Below are 2,426 nucleotides of genomic sequence, written 5' to 3' on the forward strand. Positions count from 1 at the left end.
ATTGTGATTGGACAAGCTGCTGTTCAAGCAGGGATTGTGAGTAATATCATGATTATTATTGTTGCTATTACAACTATAGCTTCTTCTATTGTTCCTAATTTTGAAATGGGTTTGGCAATAAGATTACTGCGTTTTCCTATGATGTTATTAGCTGCTTTATTTGGAATTGTAGGAATTATTATCGGCTGGATGACTATAATTGCACATCTTATAAGTTTAGAGTCTTTAGGTACTCCTTATGGTAGTCCTTTGTCACCTTTTCGAATATCAGGTATGAAGGACACGTTCGTTCGCTTTCCTTTGTGGTCAATGAAGAGAAAATCTAAAAATATTACGAAGAATCACAAAGAAACCAATCCTGATAAAGGGTGAAAATATGAAAAAATATGCATATAATGACATCACTGTCATGCAATACATCTTTATTATTAATGCCTCACAAGTAGGAACTGGAATTCTGTCCCTTCCAAGGGTACTTGCAGAAAAAGCTGGAACAGATAGCTGGATAGCACTATTTATTGGTTGGTTTTGCGCTATGACTGCCAGTATTTTGCTAATTCAAACAGCCAAACACTATCCAAATGATACCTTATATGAAATTCTTATTCGATTGTTTGGGAAAATCATTGGTACCATGGTAATTATTCTTTATATGATATATTTTGCTTTTTACGCATGGACAGTTCTAATTAATGGCATGCTTTATATTAAGGGCTGGCTTCTTCCAAAAACACCCGACTATATTATTTTGTTTCTATTCTCTATTCCAACCTTTTTGGTTGCACGCAATGGTGTTCGGATAATAGGTCGATACTGCGAATTATGCTTTTATATGACAATGTGGATTCCATTTTTTTTCTTCATACCATTAAAAGATAGCAATTGGTTACACTTTCTTCCAGTATTAAAGGAGGGTTGGAAACCTGTCTTTTCGGCTGTTCCGTCTACTATCTTTTCCTTTATAGGATTTGAAATTGCATTTTTTCTTTATCCTTTTTTGCAAAAAAAGCAATATGCAACGCAAGGAATTATTATAGCAAATACCTTAACATTTATATTTTATCTATTTACTATTCTTATCTGCTTTTCGTACTTCAGTCCAGATGCAATTTTAGAGTTTAATCAACCTGTACTAAACTTGCTTAAAGTTATTGAATTTCGTTTTTTAGAACGGTTTGATATGATTTTATTGGCTATTTATCTAATTGTCGTCTCTACTGCATGGATTCCTTGTGTATACGGTGCTGTATTTTGTTCTAGTCAACTAATTGGAAAACAAGATCATACTCTTCATGTAGCTATTTTATTATTGGCAGTAATTATAGTAACGTTTTGGATCCATCCCTCATGGAATGAATCTGAACTATTTCAAAAGCTTACATCGAAAGCTGGACTTGTATTAGCTTTCTTATTCCCTGTATTTTTATGGATATATAACTTAATCCACAAAAAATACTTTCGGAGGGAAGCACATTGAAGCAGAAAATATTATGCAGTGTTTTAATTCCGCTAATATTGCTCACTGGGTGTTTAGACCAAATGAATGTAGAAGATGTTACACTCACGCTTATACTGGGTTTAGATTTGGACGAAAATGATAATTTGAAAGTATACTTATCCAGTCCTGTTTTCAATAAAGAAGCCAAGATTAAAGAGGAACAATATGGTGTGAAATCTGTTACAGTGCGAAACTCTCGTGAAAAATTCGACACCATGGCTATGGCTTTGACATCGGGAAGCAAGACACAACTTATTTTGATTGGTAAGCGACTTTTAAAACAAAAGAAGTGGGCGGATTATTTAGATCCTTTTTATCGAGATCCCAAAAATACGGTTACTACAAGAATTGTTGCTGTGGATGGACCTGTTTCAGACATAATTTATTATGCTCCCAAAAATAAACCACGTCTTCCTATATATTTGGCAAAATTAATTGAGACTGCACATAGAAGAAATATTACTGTAAAAACTACTCTTCAAGATTTTCATAACCAAACAAAAGAAAAAGGAATGACGGCGAGTGTTAGCGCACTTAAAAAGAATAACAATATAAAGTTGATAGGTTCAGCATTACTTGATGAACAGAATAGATATAAGCTAACTATTACACCAAAAGAAAATTTATTATTAAGTATCTTACAGAATCACATACAGGGAGAATTTCCATTTACTATTGCCGTACCGCTACAATCTGAAAGCAAAGAAAAACATTGGTTAAGCTTTAATACTCAAAGTACCAAAGTAAAAACAAACGTACAATACAAAAATCATTTTATGTTTAATATAAATGTACATATGAGAATTTCAATTTCAGAACGACTGTTTCCTTTTAATGTTAGGAATGATGGAGAAAGATTAGAAAGAAGCATTGAAAAACAGTTAAAAAGTGATTTAGAACGTTTAATAAAGAAAATACAAAAAGCAGA

The 2,426-nt window shown here is 32.6% G+C and carries 3 protein-coding genes; all 3 read left to right on the plus strand.

The features are described from left to right. Positions 1-372: spore germination protein (locus tag JTF23_RS27300; protein ID WP_204210283.1), on the plus strand; the 372-nt coding region annotated here is incomplete at its 5' end. A 4-nt stretch (positions 373-376) separates the two neighbouring features. Next, the gene (locus JTF23_RS27305; protein ID WP_002120379.1) at positions 377-1,477 is read left to right on the plus strand and encodes a GerAB/ArcD/ProY family transporter; all 1,101 of its coding nucleotides are present in this window, start codon (positions 377-379) and stop codon (positions 1,475-1,477) included. Further along, positions 1,474-2,426 (plus strand): Ger(x)C family spore germination protein (locus JTF23_RS27310; RefSeq protein WP_204210284.1); only part of this gene is annotated, 953 nt, incomplete at its 3' end. The genes JTF23_RS27305 and JTF23_RS27310, both read left to right, overlap by 4 nt.

It is taken from the genome of Bacillus sp. RIT 809 (assembly GCF_016892495.1).
Taxonomy (GTDB): domain Bacteria; phylum Bacillota; class Bacilli; order Bacillales; family Bacillaceae_G; genus Bacillus_A; species Bacillus_A cereus_U.